The sequence below is a fragment of the Autumnicola aciditolerans genome, assembly GCF_041679265.1.
Taxonomy (GTDB): domain Bacteria; phylum Bacteroidota; class Bacteroidia; order Flavobacteriales; family Flavobacteriaceae; genus Autumnicola.
Window position 1 is genome coordinate 134,523 of the sequence record NZ_JBGFSM010000008.1, and the last position, 25,115, is coordinate 159,637.

At 40.1% G+C, this 25,115-nt stretch carries 21 protein-coding genes; 16 read left to right on the forward strand and 5 right to left on the reverse strand.

What is annotated here, in order from left to right; all coding sequences use genetic code 11:
- Positions 1-16 precede the first annotated feature (16 nt).
- Positions 17-2,041: an alpha/beta hydrolase gene (locus AB8M93_RS10545; RefSeq protein WP_373057545.1), complete on the forward strand. Its 2,025-nt coding sequence runs from the start codon at positions 17-19 to the stop codon at positions 2,039-2,041.
- 85 nt (positions 2,042-2,126) lie between these two features.
- Here the strand turns inward: AB8M93_RS10545 and AB8M93_RS10550 are convergent, their stop codons facing one another.
- Positions 2,127-4,682: an adenosylcobalamin-dependent ribonucleoside-diphosphate reductase gene (locus tag AB8M93_RS10550; protein WP_373057546.1), complete on the reverse strand. Its 2,556-nt coding sequence runs from the start codon at positions 4,680-4,682 to the stop codon at positions 2,127-2,129.
- Positions 4,683-5,241: 559 nt separating this feature from the next.
- Here AB8M93_RS10550 and pgmB point away from each other — a divergent pair.
- From pgmB to AB8M93_RS10625, 15 genes are all read left to right on the forward strand, one after another.
- A complete protein-coding gene (gene pgmB / locus AB8M93_RS10555) occupies positions 5,242-5,904 on the forward strand; it encodes a beta-phosphoglucomutase (protein ID WP_373057547.1) in 663 nt (220 codons plus the stop codon).
- Positions 5,905-6,121: 217 nt separating this feature from the next.
- Positions 6,122-7,108 (forward strand): 6-phosphofructokinase, encoded by a 987-nt coding sequence (gene pfkA, locus AB8M93_RS10560; protein ID WP_373057548.1) that lies wholly within the window; start codon positions 6,122-6,124, stop codon positions 7,106-7,108.
- A 17-nt stretch (positions 7,109-7,125) separates the two neighbouring features.
- A complete protein-coding gene (gene gap, locus AB8M93_RS10565) occupies positions 7,126-8,124 on the forward strand; it encodes a type I glyceraldehyde-3-phosphate dehydrogenase (RefSeq protein WP_373057549.1) in 999 nt (332 codons plus the stop codon).
- Positions 8,125-8,221: 97 nt separating this feature from the next.
- Positions 8,222-9,091: an N-acetylglucosamine kinase gene (locus tag AB8M93_RS10570; RefSeq protein WP_373057550.1), complete on the forward strand. Its 870-nt coding sequence runs from the start codon at positions 8,222-8,224 to the stop codon at positions 9,089-9,091.
- Between the two features lie 135 nt (positions 9,092-9,226).
- The gene (locus tag AB8M93_RS10575) at positions 9,227-10,765 is read left to right on the forward strand and encodes a YifB family Mg chelatase-like AAA ATPase (RefSeq protein ID WP_373057551.1); all 1,539 of its coding nucleotides are present in this window, start codon (positions 9,227-9,229) and stop codon (positions 10,763-10,765) included.
- Between the two features lie 74 nt (positions 10,766-10,839).
- Positions 10,840-12,000 (forward strand): DUF2891 domain-containing protein, encoded by a 1,161-nt coding sequence (locus AB8M93_RS10580; RefSeq protein WP_373057552.1) that lies wholly within the window; start codon positions 10,840-10,842, stop codon positions 11,998-12,000.
- Positions 11,997-13,217 carry an Nramp family divalent metal transporter gene (locus tag AB8M93_RS10585; protein WP_373057553.1) on the forward strand — a complete coding sequence of 407 codons (1,221 nt, stop codon included), beginning with the start codon at positions 11,997-11,999 and terminating at the stop codon, positions 13,215-13,217. The genes AB8M93_RS10580 and AB8M93_RS10585 overlap by 4 nt, the downstream gene beginning before the upstream one ends.
- A 3-nt stretch (positions 13,218-13,220) precedes the next feature.
- A complete protein-coding gene (gene pxpA / locus AB8M93_RS10590) occupies positions 13,221-13,958 on the forward strand; it encodes a 5-oxoprolinase subunit PxpA (protein ID WP_373057554.1) in 738 nt (245 codons plus the stop codon).
- The gene (gene pxpB, locus AB8M93_RS10595; RefSeq protein ID WP_373057555.1) at positions 13,955-14,689 is read left to right on the forward strand and encodes a 5-oxoprolinase subunit PxpB; all 735 of its coding nucleotides are present in this window, start codon (positions 13,955-13,957) and stop codon (positions 14,687-14,689) included. Before pxpA ends, pxpB begins: the two co-directional genes overlap by 4 nt.
- Positions 14,679-15,551: a 5-oxoprolinase subunit C family protein gene (locus AB8M93_RS10600; RefSeq protein ID WP_373057556.1), complete on the forward strand. Its 873-nt coding sequence runs from the start codon at positions 14,679-14,681 to the stop codon at positions 15,549-15,551. Before pxpB ends, AB8M93_RS10600 begins: the two co-directional genes overlap by 11 nt.
- Positions 15,552-15,796: 245 nt before the next feature.
- Positions 15,797-16,174, forward strand: a complete 378-nt coding sequence (locus tag AB8M93_RS10605) for a hypothetical protein (RefSeq protein WP_373057557.1) — start codon at positions 15,797-15,799, stop codon at positions 16,172-16,174.
- On the forward strand, positions 16,171-16,917 hold the full coding sequence (locus AB8M93_RS10610; RefSeq protein ID WP_373057558.1) for a hypothetical protein: 747 nt from the start codon (positions 16,171-16,173) through the stop codon (positions 16,915-16,917). Before AB8M93_RS10605 ends, AB8M93_RS10610 begins: the two co-directional genes overlap by 4 nt.
- Positions 16,918-16,974: 57 nt before the next feature.
- Complete coding sequence (locus AB8M93_RS10615; RefSeq protein ID WP_373057559.1) at positions 16,975-17,781, forward strand: sensor histidine kinase; 807 nt, start codon at positions 16,975-16,977, stop codon at positions 17,779-17,781.
- Positions 17,756-18,385: a response regulator gene (locus AB8M93_RS10620; RefSeq protein WP_373057560.1), complete on the forward strand. Its 630-nt coding sequence runs from the start codon at positions 17,756-17,758 to the stop codon at positions 18,383-18,385. Before AB8M93_RS10615 ends, AB8M93_RS10620 begins: the two co-directional genes overlap by 26 nt.
- Positions 18,386-18,475: 90 nt before the next feature.
- A complete protein-coding gene (locus AB8M93_RS10625) occupies positions 18,476-19,999 on the forward strand; it encodes a carbon-nitrogen hydrolase family protein (protein WP_373057561.1) in 1,524 nt (507 codons plus the stop codon).
- Positions 20,000-20,082: 83 nt separating this feature from the next.
- On the opposite strand, the gene AB8M93_RS10630 is transcribed toward AB8M93_RS10625, so the two are convergent.
- From AB8M93_RS10630 to AB8M93_RS10645, 4 genes are all read right to left on the reverse strand, one after another.
- A complete protein-coding gene (locus tag AB8M93_RS10630) occupies positions 20,083-20,937 on the reverse strand; it encodes an NAD(P)-dependent oxidoreductase (protein ID WP_373057562.1) in 855 nt (284 codons plus the stop codon).
- Between the two features lie 169 nt (positions 20,938-21,106).
- On the reverse strand, positions 21,107-22,840 hold the full coding sequence (locus tag AB8M93_RS10635; RefSeq protein WP_373057563.1) for an APC family permease: 1,734 nt from the start codon (positions 22,838-22,840) through the stop codon (positions 21,107-21,109).
- 244 nt (positions 22,841-23,084) lie between these two features.
- The gene (locus tag AB8M93_RS10640) at positions 23,085-23,972 is read right to left on the reverse strand and encodes an MBL fold metallo-hydrolase (RefSeq protein ID WP_373057564.1); all 888 of its coding nucleotides are present in this window, start codon (positions 23,970-23,972) and stop codon (positions 23,085-23,087) included.
- A 120-nt stretch (positions 23,973-24,092) separates the two neighbouring features.
- The gene (locus AB8M93_RS10645; RefSeq protein ID WP_373057565.1) at positions 24,093-25,097 is read right to left on the reverse strand and encodes an alpha/beta hydrolase; all 1,005 of its coding nucleotides are present in this window, start codon (positions 25,095-25,097) and stop codon (positions 24,093-24,095) included.
- Positions 25,098-25,115 lie beyond the last annotated feature (18 nt).

The following is a 25,115-nucleotide window of genomic DNA, read 5'->3' on the forward strand; positions in this document are numbered from 1 at the left end:
ACCTAAATAAATATTTATGAAAAAGATTAATTACAATTTTCTGGCATTTGCCTTTGTGGCTCTTCTTTTCTCTTCGTGTAGTAAAGAAGATGGAAATGAAAAAACCAGTGAGAACTTTGCCAGATTATCATTTAGTACCGCTTTAAACCAAATGTTGGATAAACAAAGCACTTTTAAAAATCATCTTGATGATGTTCCGGATTGTATTAATGGGGAACCCGCATATGTGCAGGTAGCATTGCAGGATTCCGATGGCAACTGGGTAGCCGGTGAAGATGGTGATGAAGACAATTTTATTGAAATTCCTGTTCTTTATGATGAAGAGGAAGATGCCTGGTTCACAGATTATTCTATGGAGCTTGAGTTACCTGAAGGAATTTACACCCTCGAATATTTTGGGGTATTAACAGAAGATTATGAGGTATTATGGATTGCACCCCGGGAAAATGATGAATATGGCCCCGTAAGCTTCCAGGATTATGTAGATGAACCTTTACCAATTTCAATAAATCTTGGGAATGGCGTTAAAAAATATGTGAATGTGGAAGTTATTTGTTACGATAATCGCCTTGTAAATCAATATGGATATCTGTTTTTTGATATTGAGAGCACACAAGTAATAAACTTTTGTGTTTTCGGTAATTATTGTGCTGAAAATGGTCGCCACTATCCCGCTAATTTTCGATTAGATGTGTGGACCTATAGTGGAGATCCTGATGCTCCAATGGGAACTCCATTATTTGACGAAAACAACCCCTATATAAACGTGGTGGGAACAAATAACTATGGTGATGTTTATGCTGAACCATTATGTATAACCCTGCCCAATACAGCGGGTGAAGATTTATATTATGCGGAAATTTCTCTGATCGACTTTAATAGTGGAGAGACCGAAGGAGAAATCATTAGGAGCGGAGTATTTAGTGATGAGGATGTCATGGAATTATATAGTGATGCAGAAAATACCGATTATTATCATTTTCAGCAGGGAGAATGCTTAGCCGGTGATACTCCGGCCTTACTGCAGGAAGGCAGCGGCCTGGGCCTGGAATTTGAGCCCGAAGGACCCGCTCCAGATTGGGGACCAACCATAACAGATCCTATGTTGGTTGTTATTGAGCAATTGCTCAGTTACAATGTGCCACCTCTTTATACGCTAACAGCAGAAGAAGCCCGGCAGCAGCCAAGTTTTGCAACTGCATTAATGGATGTTATGGAAGAACATAACATCCCTGCTCAAAATACAAATGTAGATACCACAGGTGTTTCTATTCCGGTTGAAGGAGGACAGATTCATGGCAGGATCTATACACCCGATTCCGGCAGGGATTCATATCCTGTTATTGTTTATTTTCACGGTGGTGGCTGGGTAATTGCAGGAATTGATACTTATGATGCTTCTATCCGTGCCCTGGCAAATAAGGCAGATGCTATAGTGGTGGCGGTGGCATACAGGCAGGCGCCGGAATATAAGTTTCCAACTGCCAATAATGATGCTTACGAGGCTTACTTGTGGACTTTGGATAATGCTGAATCCTTTAATGGAGATAGCGATAATGTTGCAGTGGTAGGTGAAAGTGCAGGCGGTAACCTTGCTGCAGGGGTGAGTTTAATGGCCAGGAACAACGGAGTGCAACTTCCTGTTCATCAGACGCTTATTTATCCTATTGCAAATGATAATTTTAGTACAGCCTCTTATTTAGAGTATCAAAATGCGGTACCGTTAAACAGGCCTTTAATGATGTGGTTCTTTGATAAATATCTTAATTCTCCTTCAGAAGGTGATAACCCGTTAATTTCTCTTGTGGAAGCAGATTTGAGCGGTTTACCATCAACCACAGTGATAAGTGCCGAGATTGACCCGCTGCAGAGCGAAGGTAGACAACTGGCGCAGGAACTACAGAGGGCAGGTGTGCAAACAACTTATGAACTTTTTACCGGGGTAACGCATGAATTCTTTGGAATGGCAGCTGTGGTACCACAGGCAGAGGAAGCTCAAAATTTGGTAGCTTCAGAATTAAGGGAAGCATTTAATAATTAGTATGAATAAATTCTAATTCCTTAAACAAAAAAGAGGCTGCCCTTCCAAAGCAGCCTCTTTTTTTGATTAACACTTAAAATTAAAATTATCCGCATTTGGAAGACCCACAGTCTTTACAGGTAAGGCAACCTTCCTGATAAATTAAACTGGTGGAATTACAATTATTACATTTTTCTTTCCTGGCAACAGTACCATCGGCAATATAGCGTTTAAGAGCCCTTGCCACCCCGTTTTTCCAGGTATTGATAGACTCGGTATCAAGTTGAAGGCTGGCGATAAGGTCTACTACTTTTTCTATAGACATGCCGTGCCTGAGCGTACTGGAAATCAATTTCGCGTAGTTCCAAAATTCCGGGTTAAATTTATGCGAAAGCCCTTCAATAGTGGTTTTATATCCTCTTTTATTTTGATACTGAAAATCATACCTGGACGTACCATCTTCGTTCCTGTTTTTGATAATAAGCCCTTCGTTCACCCAGCGAGGGATCAGGATTCCGTCTTCATCATCCGCAAAACCGGTAAAGATTTCGTAGGGGCGGTCATCAATAAGCCCTATAAAAGCTATCCATTTATCCTTATTATTCTGGAAACGCACTACGTCGGCTTTTAAAACCTGGGGCCGTTTTGTAGGAAAAACGGAAGTGCCTTCTTCCTGCTCTTCTTCTTTCTTTTCCTCATTAGAAATTAACACCCCGGAGCGGGATCCATCGCGGTACACCGTAACTCCTTTACATCCTGCCTGCCATGCTTGAAGATATAAGCGACCCACTAACTCTTCAGTAGCGTCATTAGGTAAATTTATAGTGACACTTATTGAATGATCTACCCATTTTTGAACGGCACCCTGCATTTTTACTTTGCTTAGCCAGTCTACATCATTAGAAGTTGCCTGATAATAAGGAGAGTTTTTTACCAGTTTGTCTAGCTCTTCCTGGGAATAATTTTTTGTAGTATCGTGGCCTTTTGCCTTCATCCATTGTTTAAAACGATGATGGAAAACCACATATTCTTCCCAGGAATCTCCCACTTCATCCACAAAATCTACGCGTACATCCTTATCATTAGGATTTACTTTTCTTCTTCTCTTATAGACCGGAAGAAAAACCGGCTCAATACCAGAAGAAGTTTGCGTCATTAGGCTGGTAGTTCCGGTGGGAGCAATGGTTAAAAGAGCAATATTCCGCCTCCCGTACTCCAGCATATCATAATACAGTTTTTCATCAGCCTCTTTAAGCCGCTGTATAAAGGGATTTTCTTTTTCCCTGTCGGAATCAAAAATGCTGAAAGCGCCTCGTTCTTTGGCAGTGTCTACAGAAGCCCGGTAAGCCGCCAGCGCCAGTTTTTTATGAATATCTACAGAAAAATCAACTCCTTCTTTACTGCCGTATTTAAGGCCAAGGCCAGCAAGCATATCGCCTTCTGCAGTAATCCCTATTCCTGTTCTGCGGCCTTCCTGAGCTTTATTCCTAATGTTTAGCCAAAGATTTCTCTCCACCCCTTTTATATCAAGGTTCTCGGGATCGGCATCAATTTTAGCCAGGATACCATCTATCTTTTCCAGCTCCAGGTCAATAATGTCATCCATAATTCTTTGGGCGGCTTCAATATGTTTACTGAAAAGCTCGTAGTTAAAAGAGGCATTTTCAGTAAAAGGTTCTTCTACATAAGAGAACAAATTAATGGCCAGCAGGCGGCAGGAATCGTAAGGACAAAGCGGAATCTCGCCACATGGGTTAGTAGAAACAGTCTTGTACCCAAGATCTGCATAACAATCCGGCACCGATTCGTTAATTACTGTATCCCAGAATAAAATTCCAGGTTCAGCCGATTGCCATGCGTTATGAACAATCTTTTTCCAAAGCTTTTCAGCTTCAATATCTTTTACATTTACGGGATTTTCGCTGTGAATTGGATACTTCTGGGTGTAGGAGCTGTTATTTTTGACGGCTTTCATAAATTCGTCATCAATCCTTACCGATACGTTGGCACCGGTCACTTTTCCCTGCTCCATTTTAGCATCAATAAAATCTTCAGCATCGGGATGATTAATGGAGACGGAAAGCATTAAAGCTCCTCTTCGTCCATCCTGGGCGACTTCGCGGGTAGAGTTGGAATAGCGCTCCATAAACGGGACAATTCCCGTAGAGGTTAAAGCAGAATTTTTTACCGGGGAACCTTTGGGGCGAATATGGGAGAGGTCGTGGCCCACCCCGCCACGGCGTTTCATCAATTGCACCTGTTCCTGATCTATCTTCATGATACCTCCGTACGAGTCTGAGTCGCCTTCATTTCCAATTACAAAACAGTTGGACAGGGAGGCGATTTGGTAAGGATTGCCAATACCGGCCATTGGGCTCCCCTGAGGCACAATGTATTTAAAGTCCTTAATGAGCTCAAAAACTTCATCTTCGGTCATAGGATTGGGATAACGCTGCTCGATTCTCGCAATTTCTTTAGCGATTCGCCTGTGCATATCGTTGGGAGTAAGTTCATAAATATTGCCAAAAGAATCTTTAAGAGCATATTTATTGACCCAGACGCGGGCGGCAAGGTCATCTCCTTTAAAGTATTTTACAGAAGCTTTAAATGCCTCTTCCTGGGAATAGGTTTTAGGAGCCGTTGATTTTGCTTGTACTGGCATACATTTTTAGATTTTTGGGATTAGTAATTCTGGTAAAAGACGAATGTAAATGTAGGTAAGAAATTAATATGTTCTCAAATATTTCTTTTTAAAGTTATCAAGAAAAAGTTGTTAATAAGCTTATTTTCAGCACAATAAAAATTTATTAACAACAAAAAGTTGACAAATAATTAAAATAAATAAGGAAGTAGAAAAAACTAAAGAAGTGTAGCAGAATTTCAGAAAATAAAAAAGAGGCTGATTGAAATTTCAATCAGCCTGCTTTGAATTAACACCTATGAAAATTCAAAATAAAAACTTTATTCTGTTGTTAAATTAAAAGAGATAACTCCTCAAATTCATTGCCCCATTTTCATTGGAGGTAGGGTAATATCTTTTAGAAAAGTAGATCAATATCTTTATTTCCTGAACATTTCAATTTAAAAAACCAATATAGGAACTTTTTTTCTGGTATCCATAAAAAATTACAAGTATCATCTATAATTAATAACTTGGCGGCCAATCGAACATTTTTGCAGAAATATATTAAATATATTAAGGAGAATAAAGGAAGTACCTAATGATGGAGCATCGCAGAGGAGTAATTTTTGATCTGGATGGAGTACTGGTGGATACCACAGGCTTACAATTCCTGGCATGGAGGAAAACAGCCAATGCTCTTGGAATTGATTTTTCAGAAGAACAAAATGAGGAATTAAAAGGTATTAGCAGGGAAGATTGCTTCCATAAAATCCTATCCTGGGGCAATGTAAAACTTTCAGATGAAGACTTCCGGGAGTATATAAAAGTCAAAAACCAATACTACCTTACTTATATTGAAAGTATGGATCAATCTGTGATTTTTCCAGGAGTTTTGGAATTGTTAGGGTTGCTTGAAGAAGAAGAGATTCCCTTTGCGCTGGGATCTGCGAGTAAGAGTGGTGCTATAATATTGAAGAAATTAGGTTTATTCTCAAAGTTTAAAGCGGTAGTGGATGGAAATGATGTTAAAAACGGTAAACCAGATCCGGAAATATTCCTTTTAGCAGCAAAAAAATTGAATTGTAAACCTTCTTCCTGTATGGTTTTTGAAGATTCCTTAGCAGGCATAAAGGCAGCAAACCTCGCAGGCATGTGGAGTATTGGAGTGGGGAATAGGGGGTTACTTTCAGTAGCCCACTTTACCTTTAATGATCTTACGGAAGTTCACAGAAGATTTGTAATGGATTTTCCGGCCGTTTAATTCCGGAGATAGGCTGGTTTTATCTAAATTTTCTGAAATAATAGAAGGAGTGGGTGAATTAACTTTTTCTGCGAATTCCTGATAATTCAGAACTAAAAATCATAAAACTTTAAAAAGCTATGGTTAAAATTGTTCAAATTTGTTAGTTATTAACCGAAAACGATTTAGTTTTTTATTAAATTAGGTTATATTGAATAATTAAAATAGCTTTGGCTTAATGTCAAAGAAAATCAACACAATAGGAGTATTAACTTCAGGAGGTGATGCTCCGGGAATGAACGCAGCAATACGGGCAGTGGTAAGGGCCTGCTCATATTACAATCTAAATTGTAAGGGAGTTTACCGTGGCTACCAGGGACTTATAGAAGGAGACCTGGAAGAGCTAAATGCCAGGTCTGTAAGAAATATAATAAATAAAGGAGGAACCTTTCTCAAATCTACCCGGTCAGAAGAATTTAAAACCAAAGAAGGCCGTGCCAAAGCACGGGAGCAGCTGGAAAAGGCAGGAGTAGATGCCCTTATTGTTATTGGGGGCGATGGAACTTTTACCGGAGGAGTTCATTTTTTTGATGAATTTCGTTTTCCTATTGTAGGAATTCCAGCAACCATAGATAATGATATTAATGGCACGGATTATACCCTGGGATATGATACCGCACTAAATACAGTAGTGGAGGCCATAGATAAAATAAGGGACACCGCTAGTTCTCATAATAGGCTATTTCTGGTGGAGGTCATGGGCCGCGATGCCGGAGATATTGCCTTAAATAGCGGGATTGGCGCGGGAGCTGAAGAAATATTGATTCCGGAAGAAAGCGCAGGGGTAGAAAGGTTACTGGAATCGCTGCATAAAAGCAAGAAATCCGGAAAAACATCTAGCATAATCGTAGTGGCTGAAGGAGAAAAAAGCGGCAAGAATATTTTTGAACTGGCCGATTTTATTCACGAGCAGGATGCAGATTATGATATACGGGTTTCGGTACTTGGCCATATTCAGAGAGGCGGCTCACCAAGCTGTTTTGACCGTGTTCTTGCCAGTAAGCTGGGAGTTGGGGCGGTAGAAGCCTTACTGGATGGCCGCACCAAAGTTATGATAGGATTCCATCATCAAAAAGTGGTTAGAATTCCACTGGAAGATGCTATAAAAGGAGATTCAAAAATAGATAAAGAATTAAGAAGGGTGGCAGACATCACTTCGGTTTAAATTTTAAAAATAGAAAAATGAGTACAAAAATTGGAATTAACGGTTTTGGCCGGATCGGGCGAATAGCATTTAGAATAGCGGCTGAAAAGAATGATGTTGAAGTTGTGGCAATTAATGATTTGCTGGAAGTGGAACATTTAGCTTATTTGTTAACTCATGATTCGGTGCATGGGAAATTTAAAGGAGATGTTTCTGTAAAAGATGGAAATCTTGTGGTAAACGGTAAAACCATTCGTGTAACTGCAGAGCGCAATCCTGAGGATTTGAAGTGGGATGAAGCCGGAGCTGAAGTTATTTTGGAATGTACCGGTATCTTCACCTTAAAAGATAAAGCTGAGGCGCACCTTAAAGCGGGAGCGAAAAAAGTAGTGATCTCTGCTCCGTCAAAAGATGCTCCAATGTTTGTAATGGGAGTTAATCATAAGGAAGTTAAAGCAGAAGATAAAGTGATTTCAGGAGCTTCCTGTACCACCAACTGTCTTGCACCCTTAGCTAAAATTATGGAAGATGAATTTGGTATTGTTGAAGGCTTAATGACCACTGTTCATGCCAGTACATCTACACAATTTACTGTAGATTCCCCTTCTAAAAAGAACTACAGGTTAGGAAGAAGTGCTATGGCTAATATTATTCCTAGCTCCACCGGTGCTGCGGTAGCAGTAACAAAAGTGATTCCAGAATTAAAAGGCAAACTAACAGGTATGGCTTTCCGGGTACCTACCACAGATGTTTCTGTAGTGGATCTTACCGTAAGAACAGAAAAATCTGTTTCTTATGATGATATTAAAGCAGCATTTAAAAAGGCTGCGGAAGGAGACTTTAAAGGAGTGATCTCCTATACGGAAGAAGCTGTGGTTTCCCAGGATTATGTTTCCAATCCACACACCTGTAATTTTGATGCTGAAGCCGGTATTGCCCTTAATGACAATTTCTTTAAATTAATTGCATGGTATGATAATGAGTATGGGTACTCCGCAAAATTGATTGATTTAGCTGCTCACGTTGCTTCACTATAATTACTCACTAGGCCTGAAAATACGTTTAGCTGTAATTTATGTACAGGAACGTGATTTTCAGGCTTTTTTTATCTCTTATTATCTCAAATAAAAAGTTATGATTTTAATTACCGACGGGGGATCTACCAAATGTGACTGGATTCTTTTGGATCATCAGGGAGAACAGGTGTTTAAAACCCGTACAAAGGGATTAAATCCTGCGGTATTCCCAGAAATGGTACTGGAACAACGTATAGAGGAAAATCCTGAACTCCGGTCTGTCAAAGACCAGATAGAAAAAGTTCATTTTTTTGGTGCGGGTTGCGGAACAGAAACACCACGTAAATTGCTTCAGGATATCATTGGGAATTTTTTCACTAATGCAGATGAAGTACTGGTAAGGGAAGATACTGTAGCCGCGGTCTATGCTACCGGAACCAATCCGGGAGTAGTATGTATCCTGGGAACGGGTTCCAATAGCAGTTATTTTGATGGAAAGGAGATTCACCAAACCATACCTTCGCTGGGCTATATTCTTATGGACGAGGCCAGCGGGAATTACTTCGGAAAAAGACTTATCCGGGATTATTATTATAAAAGGATGCCTCCGGAACTGGTGGCAAAATTTGAAGAGAAATTTAACCTGGATTCAGATGACATTAAAAAGAACCTTTACAGAAGGGAAAATCCTAATACTTATCTTGCTTCTTTTGCAGAATTCATCTTTACAAACGAAAGGAACGGTTACTTTTATAAACTGGTTTACGAAGGTATACATGATTTTGTGCAAACCCGCGTACTCTGTTACAAACAGGCGCAAAGTGTACCAATCCACTTTATTGGGAGCATAGCCTATTTTAGTGAAGACATCATTAGGGCAGTATTACAACCATACGGACTGGAAATAGGAAATATAGTTCGTCGTCCCATCGATGGATTAATAGAACATTACAGGACCAATTTTTTCAATAAAACTACTCAGGATTAAAAAATTATCTGAGGAATTATAGAAGCCGGTTTCATGTTGAAGCCGGCTTTTTTGTTGAATTATTTTCAGGAGAAGAAAAAATATCTCCCTTCAACATAAATTTTTTATTACTTTTAAAAGATTCAATTTTATTAAATGCTGGTAAAAGTCTACGGTAGTGCCGTTTTTGGAGTAGAGGCCACAACTATAACCGTTGAGGTTAATGTTGCCACAGGAATAGGTTATCATCTGGTAGGTTTACCAGACAATGCGGTAAAAGAAAGCAGTTTCAGGATTGCTGCTGCTTTACAGAATAACACCTTTAAATTTCCTGGAAAGAAAATTATTGTAAATATGGCTCCGGCAGATCTTCGCAAAGAAGGCTCTGCCTACGATCTTACCTTCGCTCTGGGTATTCTTGCTGCTTCAGAGCAAATTAAAGCTGAAAAAATAGCAGATTACATTATAATGGGGGAGCTTTCTCTTGATGGTAGCCTTCAGCCTATAAGAGGTGCACTCCCTATTGCAATTAAAGCAAAAGAAGAAGGGTTTAAAGGATTTATCCTGCCCGTCCAAAATGCTAAAGAAGCCGCTATAGTTAAGGGGCTTGAAGTTTATGGTGTTAAAAATTTACTTGAGGTAATCCAATTTTTTAATGAAGGTGCCCCGTTAGAACCTACTCTTATTAATACCAGGGAAGAATTCTATAAAAATCTGGATAATCCAGATCATGATTTTGCAGATGTAAAAGGACAGGAATCCATTAAGCGTTGTATGGAGATTGCTGCGGCCGGGGGACATAATATTATACTAATTGGTCCTCCCGGCGCGGGTAAAACTATGCTGGCCAAGCGATTACCCAGTATTTTACCGCCCATGACTTTACATGAAGCACTGGAAACCACAAAAATACATAGTGTCGTTGGCCGGGTTAAAGAAAACGTGGGTTTAATGTCCCAGAGGCCGTTTAGGAGTCCGCACCATACCATTTCAGATGTTGCATTGGTAGGAGGTGGGGCTTATCCCCAGCCGGGAGAAATTTCCCTTTCTCATAACGGGGTTCTTTTTCTGGACGAATTACCGGAATTTAAAAGAAGTGTGCTGGAGGTAATGCGGCAGCCCCTGGAAGATCGGGAAGTCACTATTTCAAGAGCTAAATTTACCGTTACCTATCCTTCCAGTTTTATGCTGGTGGCCAGTATGAATCCCAGCCCCAGCGGATTTTTTAACGATCCCGGAGGGCCAGCTACTTCCTCTCCCGCAGAAATGCAACGGTACATGAGCAGGATTAGTGGCCCCTTACTGGACCGTATAGATATTCATATAGAAGTTACACCCGTACCCTTTGAAAAGTTAACCGAAGAGAGAAAAGGGGAAAGCAGCAGGGTGATCAGAGAACGGGTAACCCATGCAAGAAAAAAACAGACAGAGCGTTTTAAAGATTTTGAGAATGTACACTATAATGCGCAGATGAACGTAAAGCATATACGGGAATTTTGTGGATTGGGAGATTCTTCCAAACAACTGCTCAAAACCGCAATGGAACGCCTTAATCTCTCAGCAAGGGCCTACGACCGTATCTTAAAGGTTTCACGAACAATAGCAGATTTGGAAGCTTCAGATGATATTAAAGATATACACATAAGCGAGGCCATTCAATATCGCAGCCTGGACCGTGAGGGCTGGTTGGGGTAAATGGTAAGAATTCATCAAATTCTTAAAACTTAAAAGTAGAACTGTTATATTTACGGGCAACAAGACCTTAAACAATGAAAAGAATTCTGATACTGCTTATTTCCCTGGCCATTATTGGATGTAAAGGGGATCAATCTACAGATATGGAAAAATCCTCAGTACCTGAAACAGACAGTATAATTGATGAAAATATTATCCCATCTTCCATCACAGGGGAGGAGAAAGTTGAATTTACTGTGGAAGAAGCTAATAAACTTGCCCAACTTCCTTTAAACTGTATAGCCACCGAGTATCCCAATAAGCTGGGGCAAACCCTCGAAAATGCCGAAGCTATTGGAGAACCTAAAGAATTACATCCTGCCTTTTATGGTTGTTTTGACTGGCATTCCTCAGTTCATGCGCACTGGTCCCTTGTAAGCCTTTTGAAACAGTTTCCGGATCTCGAAAATAAAGAGCAAATAAGGGAGACGCTTAAAAAATCCCTTTCTGCTGAAAATATTAATGCTGAAGTGGAATATTTTAAAAGGCCGCAAAGTGATTCCTATGAGCGAACTTATGGCTGGGCTTGGCTTCTTAAATTAGCTGAAGAATTGAAAACCTGGGACGATCCTCTGGCAAAAGAGTTAACGCAAAACCTTCAGCCACTTACAGATTTAGTGGTAAACCGGTTTACAGAATTTCTCCCAAAATTAAATTACCCTATTCGTGTTGGCGAACACGAGAATACAGCCTTTGCATTAAGTTTCGCCTATGATTATGCTGAAGCGGTGGATAATAGGGGTTTAATGGAACTTATTTCCAAACGCGCCAAAGATTTCTATTTAAAGGATGATAATTGCCCGGTTAGCTGGGAGCCTGGAGGATTCGATTTTCTCTCTCCCTGCCTTGAAGAGGTGGATATCATGCAAAAAGTACTGCCCAAGAATGCCTTTAATCTTTGGATAGAAGATTTTATGCCGGAGCTTAAAAGTGAAGATTTTGCCATGGAAGTAGGTGAGGTTTCCGATCGTACTGATGGAAAACTCGTGCATTTGGATGGCCTTAACTTTAGCAGGGCATGGGTGTTTTATCACCTGGCCAATAAATATCCTGATGATTTTAAACATCTTGAAACTCTTGCCAATGAGCACGTGGCCTATTCTTTCCCTAATCTTATGGAAGATAGTTACGAAGGAGGTCACTGGCTGGGCAGCTTTGCCATTTATGCTTTAAAACAAAGCAAAGCGGGGGAGTGAGAAAATTTTTAAACCAGCTGGGTCCGGGTGTATTAGTCTCTGCGGCTTTTATAGGCCCGGGTACGGTTACTGTTTGTACGCTGGCTGGTGTAAATTTTCAATATGGTTTGCTCTGGGCCCTGTTGCTCTCTGTTATTTCCTGTATTGTACTTCAGGAAATGGCGGCAAGAGTGGGTTTAATCTCTCAAAAAGGCTTAAGCGACTGTATAAGGGACGAGATTAAACATCCCGGGCTTAGGCTTCTTTCCCTGGTGCTTATCTTCGCTGCCATAGCAGTGGGAAATGCGGCTTACGAGGCAGGAAATATTACCGGTGCAGTACTGGGAATGGAAGCTTTTTTTGGAAGCGGCAATTTTGCCGTTGGTGGATTACAATTAAACTTCTGGAGCCTTATTGTTGGAGCGGCTGCTTTTACGATGCTGGCTATTGGAAATTATAAAATTCTGGAAAGGATCTTTATCGCTTTAGTAGTTTTGATGAGCTTTTCTTTTCTCATTACAGCGGCCATTACCAAACCAGATTTGTCAAAAATCATGCATGGCCTTATTCCCTCCGCAAATTCTGCTGAATTATTAACTGTAATCGCTCTTATTGGTACTACCGTAGTTCCTTATAATCTTTTTTTACATGCCTCCCTGGTGAGTGAAAAATGGAAAAATGCACGTGATCTGCCTGTTGCCCGTAAAGAACTCATTATTTCCATAATTCTTGGTGGGCTGGTTTCTATGGCTATAGTCATTTGCGGTGCATCTTCAAATCTTAATCAGGTTTCTTCAGCAGCAGATATGGCGGCAGGCCTGGAACCCTTATTTGGCAAAACGGCAACGTTTTTTATGGCCATTGGACTGCTGGCAGCGGGCATAACTTCTTCCATCACCGCGCCACTTGCAGCAGCTTACGTGGTTAAAGGCTGCCTTGGGTGGTCTGCCGGAATGAATTCCTTTAAGTTTAAAGCAGTCTGGGCGCTGGTCCTTTTGCTGGGTGTGCTATTCTCTTCTTTAGGTCTAAAGCCTATCCAGATTATCCGTTTCGCGCAAATTGCCAACGGAATATTACTGCCTGTCATTGCAATTTTCTTATTTTGGGTGGTAAACCAAAAATCGGTGCTTGGGAGGTATCGCAATAATAGGCTGCAAAACAGTATTGCAGTAATTATTATTGGCATTGCATTCTTCCTGGGCTTAAAATCGATTTATGTGGTGATCTCAAATTTTTAGAAAATGAAGAAAATCCATATTAACTGCGACCTTGGAGAAGGTGCAGCCTTTGATGCCCAACTAATGCCTTTCCTCTCTGCCTGTAACATTGCCTGTGGTGGGCATGCTGGGGACGAGGAGAGCATTAGAAGAACCATAGCGCTTGCCATTGCCAATAATGTAGAAGTAGGGGCACATCCTTCTTATCCCGATAGAGAAAATTTTGGACGCAAATCCCTGGAGATATCTGCTGAAGATCTTAAAGCGTCCATCAAGAGCCAGGTGAAACTGCTGCAAAAAATAGCCGGAGAAAGAGGGGTAAAGCTAACGCATGTAAAACCTCATGGCTCGCTTTATAACGATGCGGCAAAAGAGGAAAAAATTGCTCAGCTGGTCCTGGATTCTCTAAGCGATATTGAAGGTGATTTTTCGCTTTACGCACCATTTGGATCTGTGATATCCCGGCTTGCAAAAGGGAAATTTAAAGTGGTTTTTGAAGCTTTCGCAGACAGAAATTATACGCAGGATCTGCAACTTGTTTCACGTGCAAATCCTGAAGCTGTTTTGCATGAAAAGGAAGCGGTTTTCAGGCATATTTTTAGCATGTATTCTGAAGGAAAAATAAAGGCCATAAATGATGAGGAAATCTATATAAAAGCCGACACTTTTTGTCTTCATAGCGACACTAAAAATTCAGTTGAAATCCTTAAGTTTTTAGATCTAAAATTGCAGGAAAATAATATTAAAATCGCAAAGTTATGAACGGTAAATTTCCTAAAATTTCCCCAATGGGAGAGCGGGCAGTTCTGGTAGAATTTGAGCCGGAAATAAGCCAGGAAGTGCTGGAGAAAGTACTTTTTTATAAAGATAAAATCTCGCTTCTTTATCATGAAGTAAAACTTGAAGTAATTAACACATATAACTCGTTATTAATTAAGTACATTTCATCTATAGAAGACCTCTATGGTGAAATATTAACAATTAAAACCCTGTTTCAGGAGGATGCAGTTTCCAGATATTCTAAGGCCAGGCTTTATCAACTACCCGTATGTTACAGTAAAAAATTTGGCCTGGATCTCCAATTGATTTCCGAAGAGAAAAAGATGGAAACACAGGAGATCATTCGGTTGCATTCCAATACCATTTTTACGGTCTACTTCATCGGTTTTTTACCCGGCTTTTTGTACCTTGGCGGCCTACCTGAAGAACTCTATATTCCGCGGAAAAATGAACCGAGACTGGCCATAGAAAAAGGTGCGGTTGGCATAGGTGAAAAACAAACGGGAATCTATCCGCAATCCAGCCCAGGCGGCTGGCAGATTATTGGTAATTGCCCGGTGCCATTCTTTGATAAAAACAAGCTTCCGCCGTGTGAAATTTCTGCCGGGGATAAAGTGAAATTTTATCCTGTTTCTGAAGAGGAATTTGAGCAGATTTCCGAAGATATAAGTAATGGAAATTTCAAATTAAAATCGGAAAAATATGATGGGTGAAATTGAAGTTTTACAGCCGGGGTTATATTCCTCAATCCAGGACCTTGGAAGAGCAGGATTTCAGAAATATGGAATTCCGCAAGGGGGAGCAATGGATATTTATGCCGCTAAAACAGCAAACCTCGTCTTAAGAAATAAAGCTAAAGATGCTGTTCTTGAAATTACCCAGATGGGCCCCAAGCTAAAATTTACTCAGGCTGCCAAAATTGCCATTTCGGGTGCAGACTTATCGCCAGTTGTAGGTGGGAAAACTGTAGCGCAAAACACAGTAGTAAAAATCAATAGTGGGGAGACCTTATCTTTTGGAAGAAGAAAATCGGGCTGCCGTGCTTATTTAGCTGTACAGGGAGGGTTTAAAACTGAAAAAATATTTGAAAGCAGGAGCTGGTATAACGGGATAAGCAGTTTCAGTAAACTTGAAAAAGGAATGAGGCTGAAATTTGAGGTTAATGATACAGAAAAGGCAGAAACCTTTGCCGGGGTAAAGCCCTTTTCAGGATATATTACTGCAAACCATATTGAAGTTTACCCGGGACCGGAGTATGATGCCTTAACTGATGCGCAGAAATTGCTTTTAGAAAAAACCGAATATGGCATTAGTAAGGACAATAACCGTATGGCCATACAGCTGCTGGAACCGCTGGTAAACGAACTGGATGCTATTATTACCGGCCCGGTACTGCCGGGAACAGTCCAGCTTACCCCTTCAGGAAAAATGATTGTTCTTATGAAAGACGCTCAAACCACCGGGGGATATCCGCGAATACTTCAGCTAAGCGAAAATGGGATGAATACTATTGCTCAGAAGGTGATGGGGGAAAGGTTCAGCTTTAAAATATTACATTATAAAGAAGACAGATAAATAAAAAGTGCCGCTTCAGCAATAGAAATAATAAAGACCCTACTCAACATTATTTCGTGCTTCTGCGACACCTTTTTTCCCCAAAACACTTTAGCTAACTAAAATGACTATGTAAAAGTACTTTGGGAATATTCTCCCTACAAGGGGAAAAATCCCCTTATTTGATATTTAGGTTTGATGTTTTTAAAGAAAAAGCTAGTTTTACGTTAACAAAATTTTAAGCATTATTAAAATAAAAACGGTAGGTGGCAAAACCATTACAAAGGATTAGCGTGCAAGCAGCTAAGGAGCTTCAGGAAAGATGGAGGAAAACAAGAAGCGAAGTAATTACCAACGGAGAAAAACATAAAGATACCTGCGAGTTTCAATTTAATCTTGATGAACTACAGGAGTATCTTGATTATGTAAGGCAAAAATCTGCTGAACAGGGTATACAAAATCCCGGAATTAGTATCTGGTTGGGAGCTTATGCGAAAACTGAAAAAAAACCGGGTTTAACAACCTTGTTCTTTTCTGCCACAAAAGAAATTGAAACCCAAGACGGCGGTTACGAAGAAAATGAAGATATAGAGCCGTGTAACGAAGTAACCGGCAAATGGCCGCCAGAACCCTACGGCGGATGAAAGATTTACTTGATTATATTATTGCCCACAATTTCTATTATACCTTTTTGTGTGAAATAATAGCTGCTGCCTGCGGCAGTTATTACCTTATAAAAAATTCCTGCACATCCAGGGAACTGCGGTGGTTTGTCTATTACCTGTGGCTGGTTTTTATTGTAGATTTATCTGGCACCTATGCGATTTGGGCCTATCTTGATAATTACGAAACTTTGCCTTCTTTAAAAGATTCTGTTTTTGCCCGTAATACCTGGTTGTTCAATATTTTAAAAATTATTTCTTTTTTAGCTTATTGTCAACTTTTTATCTTTCAGTTAAAAAATCCGACAACAAAAAAAATACTTAAAGTCTCTCTGGTTTTATACGTGATATTTGGCATTTATCAATGTTTTGCTTCTGAAGTTTTCTTTACGGATTATATAGTGATAAACTCCTTTGTAGGAACATTTTTGCTACTAATATGTATAGGCGCGTATTTTTATGATATGCTAACCAGTGACAAAATACTTTACTTCTCAAAAAATGCCGTTTTTTACATTTCACTGGGGGCATTGGTCTGGCATCTGGCTTATATGCCGCTCAATATTTACAATGCCTATTTTAATGAGGGCAATTTATATTTTATAGAAGTATATGCCTCCGTCCTTAGTTATTCCAATATTTTCATGTATTCGTTATTTGGCTTCGGATTTCTTTTTAGTTCCCGGAAGAAAAATGAAAAAGTAGTGAAAAGCATGAGATTCTAAACTGCCCTATTAGGCGGGATAAACATTTGTTTGTATTTTTGGCAACAACCTGCCTTAATGCTTGAAAAAGAACAAATACTGCTTATAATTTATTTTATCCTGGTAATCTTGTTTCTGGCGGCTTTTACGGTGATTTTCTTCATTACTTATCAAAAGCGGAAAAATAAACTTTTACAGGAAAAGTTTGAAACTGAAAAGCGCTACGAAGAAGAAATTACTAAATCCCGAATAGAAATCCAGGAGCAGACTTTAATGAACGTAAGCCGGGAATTGCACGATAATATTGGCCAGTTACTGTCAGTTGCTAATCTGCAGCTGAATATCATGGCAAAAAGCAGGGAAAATCCTGAGAATGAAAATTTGCTGGAGATAAAGGAAATAGTGAGCACCTCTCTGCAGGAGGTGCGTGCCCTTTCAAAATCTTTGAATAATGAAGTGGTTGGTTATGCCGGGCTTAAAGAGTCGGTGAGAAATGAGTTACAGCGTTTTCAGCGCCTTAATATCTTAAAGACGCTCTTCAAGGTTTCAGGAGAAGAATTTGAGATCAGGGAAAATGATGAAATTGTATTGTTTAGAATCCTTCAGGAATTTTTTACAAATGTCATTAAGCATGCGAATGCAACAAAACTGATGGTAAACTTCAGATATTCCGCAGAAAATCTCCTTATTGAAATAGAAGATAACGGAGTGGGATTTAATCCAGAAGAAATTAAAAAAAGTTCCGGCCTGCTGAATATGAAAAGCAGGGCAGCGTTAATAGGGGCAGCGTTTAACCTGAATTCCCTGCAGGAAAGTGGAACTTCTTTATCTTTACAATATCCAGCTAACCAATCACAATATGAAGCAAAAGATCATAATCGTTGATGATCACACCCTTTTTGCGCAATCGCTACATGGGCTAATCAGGTCTTATCAAAATTTTGAAGTGCTTAAAGTGCTTAAAAACGGAGAGGAACTAATTAATTATCTTGAGGCGGGAAATCTTCAGCCGGATCTTATTCTTCTGGATATAATAATGCCCGTAAAGAATGGGGTGGAAACCATGAAGTGGTTAAAGGAAAATTTTCCCGATCAAAAAGTACTTGCCTTAAGTATGGAGCATGATGAAAAAACAATTATTACCATGCTCAAGATGGGCTGTCGGGGGTATTTGTTGAAAGATATTGATCCTGATGAATTTCTGCATGCCCTGAGTTCAGTAATGAATACCGGCTATTATTACAGCAAAGAGATTTCTGAACTGGTTTTAAACGACCCAAAAGAAAATGATTTTGATATTACCAGGCGTGAAAAGGAATTTCTTTCTTTAGCCTGTACTGAAATGACTTATAAAGAAGTTGCTGATAAAATGCAATTAAGCCCAAAGACCATTGATGGTTACCGGGAAAGCCTTTTTGGGAAACTGGATGTGAAGAGCAGGACAGGACTGGTTCTTTTCGCGATAAAGAACAATTTCTACCAGGTATAAAATTTCTGCGGCAGTTTTTTCATAAATGCTTTTTATTTCGCAATCACTCTTTTAGGCAGTATCTTTGCAATTAATAAACGAAAAAGAAAAGTGATAGAATCAGCAAAAATAGAGTTAAGAAACCTGCGTGTTAAAGATTATGAAGAATTAAAGATATCCATGATAAAGAGTTATCATGCGATGCCTGATGAATACTGGTCTAAGGGAGAGATCAAAACCTTGATCAACAAATTTCCTGAAGGGCAGTTATGTATTGTTATAGATAACAAAATTGCCGGTTGCGCCCTTTCTATAATTGTAGATTATAATAAGTTTGATGATAATCACAGCTATGAAGAAATTCTTGGCGGCGAAAATTTCTCTACTCATACCAAAAATGGAAATGTCCTGTACGGAATAGATGTTTTTATACATCCCGAATTTCGTGGAATGCGCCTGGGAAGAAGGCTTTATGAGGCAAGGAAAGAATTGTGCGAGCACCTTAATTTAAAGGCCATTGTATTTGGAGGACGTATCCCTAATTATTCCAAATATGCCAGCGAATTAACTCCTAAAAAATATATAGATAAGGTGAAATTACAGGAAATTCATGATCCTGTTCTTTCTTTTCAGCTTTCGAATGATTTTCATGTAAAAAAAGTGATTAAAGGCTATTTGCCTGGAGATCATGAAAGTAAGGAGTATGCCACTTTAATGGAGTGGAATAATATTTACTATACCAAGCCGCAAAACCTTGTAAATACTACCAAAACTGTAGTAAGGCTGGGGTTGGTGCAGTGGCAGATGCGGTTGTTCAAAGATTATGATGCCCTGGTCTCCCAAATTGAATTTTTTGTAGATGCCGTGAGTAATTACCAGAGTGATTTTATTCTTTTTCCTGAATTGTTTAATGCCCCGTTAATGGCGCAGTTCAACGATCTTTCTGAACCGGAGGCTATTCGTGGCCTATCAGGGTATACAGAGCGTTTGCTGGAAACTTTCAGGGAATTTGCCATAAATTATAACATCAATATTATCACCGGGAGCATGCCGCAGGTAATAGGGGAGCACATGTACAATGTAGGTTTTTTATGCAGAAGGGATGGCAGCTACGAGCGTTATGAAAAACTCCATATCACTCCCGCAGAAGAATCGGCTTGGGGTATGAAAGGCGGTAATAAACTGGAAACCTTTGATACCGATTGTGGTAAAATTGGGGTTTTAATTTGCTATGATGTGGAATTTCCTGAAGTTTCCCGGATCCTGGCAGAGGAAGGCATGAATATTCTTTTTGTTCCTTTTATGACCGATACCCAAAATGGTTATTCCCGTGTTAAAATTTGTGCCCAGTCCCGTGCTGTGGAAAATGAGTGCTACGTAGCCATAGCAGGCTCTGTGGGGAATCTTCCCAAAGTGAATAATATGGATATCCAGTATGCCCAAAGTGCGGTGCTCACCCCTTCAGATTTCGCCTTTCCGGTTAACGGAATTAAAGCGGAAGCCACCCCGAATACCGAAAGCACTTTACTGGTAGATGTAGATTTGGATTTGCTGAAAGAATTGCACAATTTTGGAAGTGTAAGGAATATGAAAGATCGCAGAAAAGACCTTTATTCCCTGAAAAAGAAAAAATAAAGAAGTTTTTTATCGATCACAAAAATGCCAGCTTTTTATCTGTTATAGAAAGCTGGCATTTTTTCTATCGGGAATCAGTTCTGCTATTTCTTCAATTTCTTGATAATGGCAATCACATCTTCATCGCCTAAATCTGCTTCGGCATTTTTAAAAGTTTCATAAGCGGTATTTCCTAGAGGGAAATCCAGCCCGCTTTCTTTGGCAAGCCGTAGGTCTTTAGTAAGATGGGTAAGGGTAAAAGCGGCATCATAATCTTTATTTAAAATAGAATTTCCTTTTAGCTTAACAAAAGAACTGCCCAGGGCGCTGTTATTTATAATCTCGAAAAGGGCACTTTTTTCCACTCCCATTTGTTCAGAGAATTGGGCAACCTCGGCAAGGCCCTGAGTAACGATACCTAAAAAGGTATTTACAGCAAGTTTGGCGGCATTCCCATGGCCCGTATCTCCAATATAAATAACGGCCTTTCCTATTTGCTCCAAAAGGGGTTTAACCTCATCAATAACTTCTTTTTTACCTCCCGCGATAATTACGAGGCTGGCTTCTTCAGCCTGTTTTACACTACCTGAAACCGGGGCATCCACGTATTTTGCTTTCTTTTCCTCAAGCCCAGAAGCCATTTCTTTGCTTACTTCAGGAGAAACGGTGCTCATGTTTACGATGATCTTTCCTTGAACCTCGCCTGCTAAAATTCCTTCTTCTGAAGTAAAAATTTCCCGTACGGCATCATCGTCAGAAACCATCAAAAATACGATATCGCATTCTTCCACCAGTTGCCTGGGATTGGATGCTGTAGATGCGCCGTCTTTTTCTAATGGTGCTTCCTTTTTGGCGGTTCGGTTATACACGCTTAGCTTATGCCCGGCTTTTAAAAGTTTTTCTGACATTGGTTTGCCCATTTTTCCCAGGCCAATCCATCCAATTTTCTTCTTCATCATATTAATTATTATATTATTTTTTATTCATTCTTTAATAAGTTGGAGAAAAGGGGAATTTAAATATGCTATTATGCCATCAAGCATGCCTCAATTGGTAGGGTTTAAGCAATAAACAAGATAGCATGATACCTGCTGTAACCGGTATATATTTTAATGCTTCCGCGGAAGATTAAATTATAAGCCGCACTTCCCCAAGTTCCTGGACGCGGTAAGGGAAATGATCTCCCGGCGACCCTATAAACATGAAATTGGTGGGGATATTCCAGCGTTTAGATAATTCTTCAATTTTTTCCGGCCCAAATTCACCTTCTTCAACTATAAATTCAATGTGAATTTCAGGATAAGCGCGATCCAGGACCTCCAGGTCTTTTTCCAGATTTTCAGGTATTTTGTCTCCCTCTTTTACCACCATTACAATTTTTAATTTTCGGGTAGGTTCATTCTTTTTAATATAAAGCATCACCTTATTGAGAGTTTCCACATTGTCCCCACCGGTGAAAAAGACGAATTCTTTCCCGCTTATTTCAGCCAGTTTGTATTTGGTACTTCGGTTTAAACTTTTAAAAACGTGACTGCCTTTGGGAAGTAACCTGCGAATTGCGATAAGAAAACCTCGCAGGATATAGTGCCTGTAGAGCATAAAATAAATGACTAACAGGGTGGGAATTAGATATTCTATAAAAATGAGCAGGTAGGGGGGATTAAGGATGATATTTCCCACTATAGCGGTTATCACCGCTGCAATGGCAATAAATAAGGCAATCCATGAGGCCTTCTCTGGCCGTGGTAGTCTTCCCCGGTTAAGTTTAAGCAGAATATTTCCCACCCCAAACAGGGCCATTACGGACAGGAAGGCGATGGTATAAACGCCGGCAAGCTTAGCAAGGTTACCACTGGTAACCAGTAGAATGGAAACGGCCAGTACAAAAAAGAGCAGGTAAATAATGTAAGAACTGCCTTTAGCATTTTTCTTCATTAGTAAACGTGGCAAAATTCTGTCCAGCGCCATCCTTTCCATCAGGCCGCCAACCCCCACATAGCTGGTGAGTACTGCACCGCTTAACACTAATGCCGCATCCAGGCTAACCAGGAAAGAGAGCCAGCTTCCACCGGAAATCCCCCCTAAAAAAGAAAGCAAAGCTTCCTGGTGTTCTCCCGCGACATCAATGGGCAAAATTGCCAAAGCGAGAAATGCCAGCAACGGATTGAAGATGCTTACTACAATCCACATATTGCGCAGCGTTTTTGGAAACACTCCTTCTTTTTGCTCTTCAACATAATTTGCTGAACTCTCAAAACCGCTAATCCCCAGCATTGCTGCGGAAAAACCAAAGATAAGTGCCATGGTCACGCTGCCTTCTACGGGCATTTCAAAATTCCGCAGTAAAACATCGAAGCCGTGCGTAAAGAAAAAATAAATACAGAAACCCGAAAGCAACGTGAGAGAACAAAGGTGGAACAGAAAAATGGCAATAGCCACTTTAGAAGATTCCCCAATTCCTAAAATTACCAATCCCATAAATACGAGCAATAGCCCTATGGTTACCGGAAGAATAGGGATAACATGCCAGATACTATGGGCATAATGTATGGCTTCTGTGGCAGATATTACTGCTGTGGCCATATAAGATAATACCGTAAGAGCTGCCGCCAGAGCCGCTGTGGATTTTTTAGTAGTATTGAGCAATGCGTTATACGCGCCTCCGTTTAAAGGCAATGCGCCTACAACTTCTCCATATATTCTACGAAAAAGGAACAGGACGCCCGCAACCATTAAAAGTGAAATCCAGGCATATTGCCCGGCGTAAAAAATTGAAAGTGCTGAAACATAGAGGCAGGAAGAGCTAATATCATTACCGCAAATTGCGGTTGCCTCCAGTTGGTTTAATTTCTTTTTGGCCATATTGTATAAACTTCAATATAAAATTACGCAAGATTTCCTTGTTTCGCCTAAACAAGCTGTTAAAGCTGCTGCTGCTCTTTTAACAAAATTCAGGATCATCTCAAAAATACATTAGCCCAAGCTTTGGCTTTCCACGTCTTTTCCCATGATAAGGCAAAGAAATTTCATTTCTGGCTTAATACCGGTTTGATAGAAGCCAATTACTTTTACAGTTTTCTTCTAAAACAGGCCGTTTCAGTAAAAATTATTGATTATTTTCTGCCTGCAGGCTGTCGTAAAAAGTAGCCCTTATTTTAGGCCCGCTAATAAAACTATCTTTTACTTCAGCATCGGTATAATAAGAACTGGTGAGGCTTTCATCTTCTATTATTTGTTCGCGGGAAGCACCATTTGAGATCGCGCTAAGAACATTTTCACGAATCCCTTTAAGCATTTCCAGGTACTGCCGGTAATCTTCATAACCGGCAGGCGCCCCGTGACCCGGAATAATTCTAGTGTTTTTATTAATAATAGCCAAGCCCTGCTGTGCTGCTTCAATATCTCCTGCCACACTGCCGCCGCTATCCAGATCTATGTAAGGGAAAGCTCCATTAAAAAAAGTATCCCCGGTGTGCAGCACATTTCCCTGAGGCAGGTATATAATAGCATCGCCATCTGTATGGGCATTATGCACATGCAGGGCCATAACGTCATTCCCGTTAAGATGCAGGCTTATTTCTTCATTAAAAGTAATTACCGGCAGTTTATCTTCAGCAGGATGCTCATTATTTTCTTTCAATCTCTGGCGCACATTTTCCTGGGCGAGCAGTACTGCACCGCTTTCTTTAAAATTGGCGTTTCCGCCGGTATGGTCTCCATGGAAATGGGTATTTAGCAGAAACTTTACCGGTTGACCCGATAAAGAATCTAAAACCGCTTTTATTTTCGGAGAAAGTTCAGCAAACTGGTCATCGATCATAAAAACACCATCATTACCCGTAAGAACGCCAATATTCCCACCGCGGCCAGTAAGCATATAGATGTTTTCACTCATGGGAATCACCTTTATTTTTACATTATCCATATCCTGAAAAGCCCACAATGGAATGGCAGAAAGTAGCAGCAATACGCTTAAAATGTAATTCTTTTTCATAAAATTCTTTTTGAGACCCTAAGTCCTGTTTGGGAAAGTTAATAATATTATCAGTAAATAACAGAAAGATAAAGGTTAAGCTTCAGCAGCAGTAGCGTTTTTCTCTAACCTGTATTATGATCATTTCTTTTTTCTCAATGGTATTTCCAGTTTGTTCTGCAGAAAATCAAGAATTTCCCTTAGCACCACCTGTGTATCGTTAGACCTGATTGCACTTCCTAAGAAATGTGTTCCCGGGGTTGCTAAAGGCTGTAGCTTCACCAGGCTGTCTGGGGTGGAAAACTTCTTATGCACTTCAGAATATATTTCAATTTCTACATGTTCATCTTCCTTCCAGAAATTTTCATGATAATAGAGTGTTAAGACGGGGCAGGTAACTTTCCTGAAGGTTTCCGGCACCATGGTAGAGCCCACCAGCACTTGCAAATTTACAAGGGCTTCAGCGGGATAAATAGTATCAAAATATTGTGCTGCCTGTGGCTCTTCATATTCAATTTTCTTCTCTCCCATGGTTACGAGATTGGCAATTTCATACCCCCAGCGGGTGTTGAGCATAAAAGCTCCCATTTGATCATCTTTTAAATTTGGAGACATGTTTATAATTGCAAAAACACTTTCGGGAAACTCGGCAGCAAGTTTAATAGCTAAGGTGCCTCCGGTGGAAGTACTCAGGATAATCACCTTTTTCCCTATTTTCTTTCCTATGGCCAGTGCTTCCCGGGCAGAATTCCAGGCTGCTTCCGCAGAAAAAGTTTTCATAGCGGCAGGAGGTTTAAGCCCATGGCCCGCCCATCTGGCCAGGTACAAGTTTGCGCCAAGGCTATCTGCCAATTGCATGTTAACCGGGTATCCATCCCGGTAACTTCCGGAGAAGCCATGGAGGTAAACAATGCTGTATTCTGTAATCTGCGGTGGCTCCTGTTGGAAAATAATGCGTGCTTCATTATCTCTCCGCACCGGCATACTATCTTCTTTTCGGGCTATATTTTCCTGAAGTTCTTCAAAATTATTGGGGAGTTGAGGTAATGTATTTCCATATAACGGATTTGGTGAAGAAGGTCCTACAAAGTAGGTGATGGTTATACAAATTAGAAAAATGAGGAGAATCCAGTATCTTTTTTTCATCTAGCTGCAAAATGGAAG

Coding starts and splice junctions, on each gene's coding strand:
- AB8M93_RS10545 (WP_373057545.1), top strand. CDS start 17: ATGAAAAAGATTAATTACAATTTTCTGGCATTTGCCTTTGTGGCTCTT.
- AB8M93_RS10550 (WP_373057546.1), bottom strand. CDS start 4,682: ATGCCAGTACAAGCAAAATCAACGGCTCCTAAAACCTATTCCCAGGAA.
- pgmB (WP_373057547.1), top strand. CDS start 5,242: ATGATGGAGCATCGCAGAGGAGTAATTTTTGATCTGGATGGAGTACTG.
- pfkA (WP_373057548.1), top strand. CDS start 6,122: ATGTCAAAGAAAATCAACACAATAGGAGTATTAACTTCAGGAGGTGAT.
- gap (WP_373057549.1), top strand. CDS start 7,126: ATGAGTACAAAAATTGGAATTAACGGTTTTGGCCGGATCGGGCGAATA.
- AB8M93_RS10570 (WP_373057550.1), top strand. CDS start 8,222: ATGATTTTAATTACCGACGGGGGATCTACCAAATGTGACTGGATTCTT.
- AB8M93_RS10575 (WP_373057551.1), top strand. CDS start 9,227: ATGCTGGTAAAAGTCTACGGTAGTGCCGTTTTTGGAGTAGAGGCCACA.
- AB8M93_RS10580 (WP_373057552.1), top strand. CDS start 10,840: ATGAAAAGAATTCTGATACTGCTTATTTCCCTGGCCATTATTGGATGT.
- pxpA (WP_373057554.1), top strand. CDS start 13,221: ATGAAGAAAATCCATATTAACTGCGACCTTGGAGAAGGTGCAGCCTTT.
- pxpB (WP_373057555.1), top strand. CDS start 13,955: ATGAACGGTAAATTTCCTAAAATTTCCCCAATGGGAGAGCGGGCAGTT.
- AB8M93_RS10600 (WP_373057556.1), top strand. CDS start 14,679: ATGATGGGTGAAATTGAAGTTTTACAGCCGGGGTTATATTCCTCAATC.
- AB8M93_RS10610 (WP_373057558.1), top strand. CDS start 16,171: ATGAAAGATTTACTTGATTATATTATTGCCCACAATTTCTATTATACC.
- AB8M93_RS10615 (WP_373057559.1), top strand. CDS start 16,975: ATGCTTGAAAAAGAACAAATACTGCTTATAATTTATTTTATCCTGGTA.
- AB8M93_RS10620 (WP_373057560.1), top strand. CDS start 17,756: ATGAAGCAAAAGATCATAATCGTTGATGATCACACCCTTTTTGCGCAA.
- AB8M93_RS10630 (WP_373057562.1), bottom strand. CDS start 20,937: ATGATGAAGAAGAAAATTGGATGGATTGGCCTGGGAAAAATGGGCAAA.
- AB8M93_RS10635 (WP_373057563.1), bottom strand. CDS start 22,840: ATGGCCAAAAAGAAATTAAACCAACTGGAGGCAACCGCAATTTGCGGT.
- AB8M93_RS10640 (WP_373057564.1), bottom strand. CDS start 23,972: ATGAAAAAGAATTACATTTTAAGCGTATTGCTGCTACTTTCTGCCATT.
- AB8M93_RS10645 (WP_373057565.1), bottom strand. CDS start 25,097: ATGAAAAAAAGATACTGGATTCTCCTCATTTTTCTAATTTGTATAACC.